Here is a 7025-nt window from a genome sequence, read left to right on the forward strand (position 1 = left end):
CTCGCTACTACGGCTTCTGCTGACTTCTCCCAATCTCTCGTTCGGGAGATCTCCCCGGGTAAGGTGCTAAAACTGTCTGCCCGTGCCGCCAAGCTCTACCTGATGCGTCTTTCGGTAACGGTTGGATTTCGTGTTCCCTAGCACACTCATCGCCCACAACCGGCCTCAATGCTTGTTCGTGTTCCTGCGGTCGTGCTTTTGCTACGCGCTTCTTTCAGGCTAGCCTCGCGGTTTTCACCCTTGCGTTTCGCTACGGTTGTCGTTACTACTTCCGGTTATCTCCTTTCAGATAACAAGTTTTAGCCCATGCCGGGCACACTAGGTCACGTTGCCGCGATAGCGGTTACGTGACATTTCGAAGTCATGGGTCCAAAATTTGTCAGGGAACGCTATCGCGCACCCTGACCTACGCGACTTCCAAAATATTAATCGATTTCAAACTCCGCGATGGGTTTTCTCCCGTTATGCCGCGCCGAGCACCGGGCCGCCTTTTCTTTGGATACTTTCTTTTGGCGGAGCAAAAGAAAGTATCTCGGCTGTCGGTCCGCGAACCGACTTTAAATCACCCGTCGCGATAGCGACACCTATTAAACAAAAGCCTTCGCCCCACCAAAGACACTTGCATATAAAACCAAGAGCCAAAAACCAACATTTAACGGCATTCCTAAAAGGTTTGCGCTAAAATGCCCGGTTTTTTAACGGCTTCCGCAGGCAGACCCTCGCGGATACCAAACCATTAATTAGACGGCAAAAAGCCGCATTGACGCCCCGGAGTTAAAAGCTATGCGTATCATCCTGTTAGGAAGTCCCGGTTCGGGTAAAGGCACACAAGCCCAGTTCATTACCGAAAAGTTTGCCATTCCGCAAATTTCCACCGGCGACATGCTGCGCGCGGCGGTTCGCGCCGGCACTCCTTTGGGCGTGGAAGCCAAAAAAGTCATGGATGCCGGCGGTCTGGTGTCCGACGACATTATTCTGGGCTTGATCAAGGAACGCATCGCCCAGGACGACTGCAAAAACGGCTATTTATTGGACGGCTTCCCGCGAACTATCGCCCAGGCCGAAGGTCTGGAAAACATGGGCGTGGAACTGGATTATGTGGTGGAAATTGCGGTTGACGACGAGGAAATCATCAAGCGCATGAGCGGCAGACGCGTACACATGGCCTCCGGCCGCAGTTATCACGTGGTATTTAATCCGCCGAAAACCGCAGGCGTCGACGACGTCACTGGCGAGCCTTTGATTCAACGCGACGACGACACCGAAGAAACCGTGCGTAAACGTCTGAACGTCTATCACGAACAAACCAAACCGCTGGTCGGTTTTTATTCGGCGCCCGGCCAGAAAGCCAAATTCGCCTCCATTGCAGGCGTCGGCTCGGTCGGCGACATTACCGCTAAAGTATTCGCGGTGTTGAATTAAACCATCGTAGGGTACGCGGCGCGTACCTTTAGCTTCCGGTACGCGATGCGTACCCTACCTAATGAGAAACCAATATGGCAGGTAAAACCTTATACGACAAACTTTGGGACGACCATGTCGTTCACACCGAAGACGACGGCTCGTGCTTGATTTATATCGACCGGCAATTACTGCACGAAGTGACTTCCCCGCAAGCTTTCGAGGGCTTGCGTTTGTCCGGCCGCCATCCTTGGCGCATCGCCCGCAATCTGGCGGTAGCGGATCACAACATCCCTACTACCGACAGAGCCAAGGGCATTGCCGACCCGGTGTCGCGCCTGCAGGTGGAAACCCTGGAGAGCAACTGCAAGGAATTCGGCATCACCGAATTCCACATGAGCGACATCCGCCAAGGCATTGTCCACGTCGTCGGCCCGGAACAAGGCGCCACGCTGCCCGGCATGACCGTGGTCTGCGGCGACTCGCATACCTCCACTCACGGTGCTTCTGCGGCATTGGCCTTCGGCATCGGCACATCGGAGGTCGAGCACGCCTTGGCGACCCAGTGTCTGGTGCAGAAAAAAGCCAAGAACATGCTGATCAAGGTCAACGGCAAGGCCGGTCCCGGCGTCACCGCCAAGGACATCGTGCTGGCCGTCATCGGCAATATCGGCACCGCCGGCGGCACCGGTTACACCATCGAATTCGGCGGCGAAGCGATTCGCGCCCTGTCCATGGAAGGCCGCATGACGATCTGCAACATGGCGATCGAAGCCGGCGCGCGGGCAGGATTGATTGCCTGCGACGACACCACCATCGACTATTATCAAGGCCGCCCCTACGCGCCTAAAGGCGACGACTGGAACATGGCCGTGCGTTACTGGCAAAAACTGCATTCCGATAGCGACGCCAAATTCGACAAAGTCATCGAATTCAACGCGGCCGAGATTAAACCGCAAGTCAGCTGGGGCACTTCGCCGGAAATGGTACTGCCGGTCGACGCAAGCGTGCCCGATCCCGCGCAAGAAGCGGACCCGGTGAAACGCCAAGGCATAGAGCGCGCACTCCAATACATGGGCTTGCAGGCCGGGCAAAAAATCACCGACATCAAGCTGGACAAAGTCTTCATCGGCTCCTGCACCAATTCGCGCATCGAGGATTTGCGCGCGGCAGCGGCGGTTATCAAGGGCCGTAAAAAAGCCGAATCCGTTAAACAAGTATTGATCGTACCGGGCTCCGGTTTGATCAAGCAACAAGCCGAAGCGGAAGGCCTGGACAAAATCTTTACCGAGGCCAATTTCGAATGGCGCGAGCCGGGCTGCTCCATGTGTCTGGCCATGAACGCCGACCGCCTGGAAGCCGGCGAACATTGCGCGTCCACATCCAACCGTAATTTCGAGGGCCGCCAAGGCTACGGCGGCCGTACCCATTTGGTCAGCCCAGCCATGGCAGCCGCCGCCGCAATTGCCGGCCACTTTGTTAACGTCGCAGAGCAAGGAGTATGAACATGACACACACACTGCGTAGCATTTTTAAATCCGAAGCCTGCATGACAAAATTGCAGGATAGCAATTTTGCACTGCCAACGGCAGCCCGCAAGGGTGCCGCACAGGGAGGTGCGGCATGAGAGCATTCACTACTTTAACCGCGCTGGTGGCGCCGCTGGACAGAGCCAATATCGATACCGATGCCATCATTCCCAAGCAGTTTTTAAAATCCATTCGCCGCGCCGGTTTCGGCCCGTATTTGTTCGACGAATGGCGTTATCTTGATCATGGCGAACCCGACATGGATTGCACAAACCGGCCGCTGAACCAGGATTTCGTGCTGAATAAAGCGCAATATAAAGGCGCGCAAATTCTGCTGACCCGGGAAAACTTCGGCTGCGGCTCTTCGCGCGAGCATGCGCCGTGGGCGCTGGAAGATTACGGTTTCCGGGCCATTATCGCCCCCAGCTTTGCCGACATCTTTTTCAACAATTGCTTTAAAAACGGTATTTTGCCCATCGTGCTACCGGCGGAAATCGTTGACCGGCTGTTCAACGAAATGGCCGACGGCTACCGGTTGACCATAGACTTGCAAGCGCAGACCATCACCACCCCAAGCGGTCAAGCGATCGGCTTCAATGTCGATGAAAATCGCCGCTACCGCTTGTTGAACGGTTTGGACGACATTGCCTTGTCTTTGCAGCATGCCGACAAAATTAAAGCCTATGAAGCCGAACGCGCCAAACGCGCGCCTTGGCTGTTTAAAGACGCCTAAGCGAATCGGGTAGATCCATGGCAAAAAAAATCGCCGTTTTAGCGGGTGACGGTATCGGCCCCGAAATTGTCGCCGAGGCCATTCAGGTTTTAAGCTTTTTAAACAGCGACATGGCCTTGGGGCTAAGCTTCGAAACCGCGTTGGTCGGCGGTGCCGCTTACGATGCCTTCGGCACTCCGCTGCCGCAGCAAACCCTGAATTTGTGCAAGAACGCGGACGCGGTATTGCTGGGCGCGGTGGGCGGGCCCAAGTGGGAGCCGTTGCCGCATGCGGTGCGCCCCGAACGCGGCTTGCTGGGCATACGTTCGGAACTGAATCTGTTCTCGAATCTGAGGCCGGCGATTTTGTACCCGCAACTGGCCGAAGCCAGCACGCTAAAACCCGAGGTGGTGGCCGGCCTGGATATCATGATCGTGCGCGAACTGACCGGCGGCATTTACTTCGGCCAGCCGCGCGGGATCCGGTTATTGGAAAACGGCGAGCAACAAGGCTTCAACACGCTGGTGTATTGCGAGTCGGAAATCCGCCGCATCGCCCATTCGGCGTTTAAAACCGCCCAAAAGCGAAACCGCAAACTGTGTTCGGTGGATAAGGCCAATGTGCTGGAGGCGACCGAACTATGGCGGCAGGTGGTCACCGAAGTCGGCAAGGATTATCCGGATGTACAATTAAGCCACATGTATGTCGACAATGCCGCGATGCAACTGGTGCGCGCGCCGAAACAATTCGACGTCATCGTCACCACTAATATGTTCGGCGATATTTTGTCGGACATCGCGGCGATGCTGACCGGCTCTATCGGCATGTTGCCGTCCGCGTCGCTGGATGCCAACGGCAAGGGCATGTACGAACCGATACACGGTTCGGCACCCGACATTGCCGGCCAAGGCATCGCCAACCCCTTGGCGACTATTCTGTCGGTAGCCATGATGTTGCGTTATACCTTTAACGAAACCGCGGCGGCCGAACGTATCGAACAAGCCGTCGACACTGCGCTGGACGCCGGCGTCCGAACCCCGGATATTTATTCGGAAGGCATGACTCAAACCAGTACCTCCGGCATGGGCGATGCCGTACTCAATGCTTTAAAAGGATAAACCCTATGTCCAAAACTTATGATGTTGCAGTGGTCGGCGCGACCGGCGCGGTCGGCGAAACCATGATCGCGATCTTGGAAGAGCGTAATTTTCCGGTGGGCAAAGTCTACGCGCTGGCCAGCGAACGCTCGGCGGGCAAACGGATTCCGTTTAAAGGCGGCTCGCTGGTGGTGGAAGACTTGGCCGGTTTCGATTTTTCCAAAGTGCAAATCGGCCTGTTCTCGCCCGGCGCCTCCGTATCGGCCGAATACGCCCCCAAAGCCGCCGCCGCCGGCTGCGTGGTGATAGACAATACCTCGCAATTCCGTTACGACGACGATATTCCGCTGGTAGTGCCGGAGGTTAATCCGGAAAAAGTCGCCGACTATAAAAACCGCGGCATTATCGCCAATCCTAATTGTTCCACCATCCAAATGCTGGTGGCCTTGAAACCCATTTACGACGCCGTCGGCATCAGCCGCATCAATGTCGCCACGTATCAAGCCGTTTCCGGCACAGGCAAGGAAGCTATCGAGGAATTGGCGACCCAAACAGCCAACCTGCTGAACGCCAAACCGGTCGTGCCTAACGTGTACCCAAAACAAATCGCCTTCAACGTATTGCCGCAAATCGATGTATTCATGGAGAACGGCTATACCAAGGAAGAAATGAAAATGGTCTGGGAAACCCGCAAAATCATGGGCGACGACAGCATACAGGTCAATCCCACCGCAGTACGCGTGCCGGTGTTTTTTGGGCACTCCGAAGCCGTGCATATCGAAACCAAGCAAAAAATTTCCGCCGACCGGGTGCGGGAATTGCTCTCGGCGGCTCCCGGCGTCACGGTTTTGGATGAACGCGAAAATGGCGGCTATCCCACGGCGGTAACCGAATCGTCCGGCCACGACGATGTCTATGTCGGCAGAATTCGCGAAGACATCTCTCATCCTAACGGGATAGATTTGTGGGTGGTGGGCGATAATGTCAGAAAGGGCGCCGCTTTGAACAGCGTGCAAATAGCCGAGGTGCTGGTAAAAAATTACATCTAGTCTAAGATTAGCAAGCGTCTTTAATGAGTCGGACAAAATGCATCCGATTGATCGTGCCGAGGTAATCCCAGTGAAGGAAAAGAATGTGAAGCACTTAACTAAAACTTTAGCGGTTGTATCGTTGCTGATACCGATGAGCGCGCAACCGTTGGGTATCGGTGATATTGAGTTGCATTCCGCCCTTAACCAGAAACTGAACGCGGAAATCCGTCTACATTTGGCGGCGGGCGAAAATCCCGCCGATGTGTCGGTAAAACTGGCCCCTCCGGAAAAGTTCGATCAGGCCGGCGTCCCCTGGAACTACTTCCTGTCCAAAATCAAATTTAATCCGGTAGCGCAGCCCGACGGCTCCATTGTGGTCAAAATTACCTCGCGGGAACCCATGACCGAACCGTTTCTGGATTTCCTGCTTGAAGTCAGTTGGCCGCAAGGCAGCCAATACCGCGAATTTACCGTTTTGGTCGACCCGCCCGAGGCTTACCGGGCTCCCGTCATCCCCAGCGCGGCAGCTACCGATTACCGTGTAGAGCCGCTTGAAGACTATGCAAGGCCGGTTCGCAAAACTCAAACCGCTAGAAAAAACATCCGCCGGGTAGATACCGCGGCCAATATCACGCCCCAAACTCCGGCCAGCGGCGAATACGGCCCGGTTCAAACCGCCGATACCTTGTGGCGTATAGCCGAACAACTGGGCAGCGAACGCGGCGTTCCCACCAATCAAATGATGTCGGCGCTATTTAGGGCCAACCCGGATGCCTTCAACCGAGGCAATATCGATTCGTTAAAAGCAGGCGTGGTATTGAAAATACCGGCAACCGACGCCATTTTGCAAGCCGGCGACAGCAAATCCGTCCGTAAAGCGCCCAAACCCGCCACGGAAACGGTTGCCGCTAATAAAGCGCTGGAGTTGGTCGCTCCTGCCGACGCCAAAATTACCGAAAGCATCGGCGCTGCCGGCCAGGTAAAACCCGGCCAGCAAGGCGGCGAGGGCCGTGCAAGCGCCGAGGGTGCCGGCAGCGGGGCAAGCGATGGCAAGGACCTCGAGTTACAAAGCCGCATCGACCGGCTCGAGCAACAATTGAATATGATGCAACAATTGTTGGCGTTGAAAGACCAGCAATTGGCCGCCCTGCAAGGCAACGACAAGGAGGCCGCGCAACAAGCGGCCGAGAGCGCGCAAAGCCTGCCCGCGCAACCTCCCGAAACGGCGCCTCCGACCGCGGAACCGCAAGCACCC

6 protein-coding genes are annotated in these 7025 nt (G+C 55.9%); all 6 read left to right on the forward strand.

The window, feature by feature from the left end; genetic code table 11:
- Positions 1-783 precede the first annotated feature (783 nt).
- Positions 784-1422, forward strand: coding sequence for an adenylate kinase (gene adk / locus NP596_RS18730; protein ID WP_256616926.1), 639 nt, complete (start codon positions 784-786; stop codon positions 1420-1422).
- A gap of 74 nt (positions 1423-1496) precedes the next feature.
- Complete coding sequence (gene leuC / locus NP596_RS18735; protein ID WP_256616927.1) at positions 1497-2906, forward strand: 3-isopropylmalate dehydratase large subunit; 1410 nt, start codon at positions 1497-1499, stop codon at positions 2904-2906.
- 118 nt (positions 2907-3024) lie between these two features.
- A complete protein-coding gene (gene leuD / locus NP596_RS18740; protein ID WP_256616928.1) occupies positions 3025-3663 on the forward strand; it encodes a 3-isopropylmalate dehydratase small subunit in 639 nt (212 codons plus the stop codon).
- 17 nt (positions 3664-3680) lie between these two features.
- The gene (gene leuB, locus NP596_RS18745; protein ID WP_256616929.1) at positions 3681-4760 is read left to right on the forward strand and encodes a 3-isopropylmalate dehydrogenase; all 1080 of its coding nucleotides are present in this window, start codon (positions 3681-3683) and stop codon (positions 4758-4760) included.
- A 5-nt stretch (positions 4761-4765) separates the two neighbouring features.
- Positions 4766-5788 carry an aspartate-semialdehyde dehydrogenase gene (locus NP596_RS18750; RefSeq protein WP_256616930.1) on the forward strand — a complete coding sequence of 341 codons (1023 nt, stop codon included), beginning with the start codon at positions 4766-4768 and terminating at the stop codon, positions 5786-5788.
- A gap of 85 nt (positions 5789-5873) precedes the next feature.
- The coding region (locus NP596_RS18755; RefSeq protein WP_371927980.1) for a type IV pilus assembly protein FimV at positions 5874-7025 on the forward strand (1152 nt) is incomplete at its 3' end.

Source organism: Methylomonas rivi, from assembly GCF_024505165.1.
In the GTDB taxonomy this organism is placed as follows: Bacteria; Pseudomonadota; Gammaproteobacteria; order Methylococcales; family Methylomonadaceae; genus Methylomonas; species Methylomonas rivi.

Bases quoted from the DNA above. Each gene is read 5' to 3' on its own strand.
- adk (WP_256616926.1), top strand. From the start codon at position 784: ATGCGTATCATCCTGTTAGGAAGTCCCGGTTCGGGTAAAGGCACACAA.
- leuD (WP_256616928.1), top strand. From the start codon at position 3,025: ATGAGAGCATTCACTACTTTAACCGCGCTGGTGGCGCCGCTGGACAGA.
- NP596_RS18750 (WP_256616930.1), top strand. From the start codon at position 4,766: ATGTCCAAAACTTATGATGTTGCAGTGGTCGGCGCGACCGGCGCGGTC.
- leuC (WP_256616927.1), top strand. From the start codon at position 1,497: ATGGCAGGTAAAACCTTATACGACAAACTTTGGGACGACCATGTCGTT.
- leuB (WP_256616929.1), top strand. From the start codon at position 3,681: ATGGCAAAAAAAATCGCCGTTTTAGCGGGTGACGGTATCGGCCCCGAA.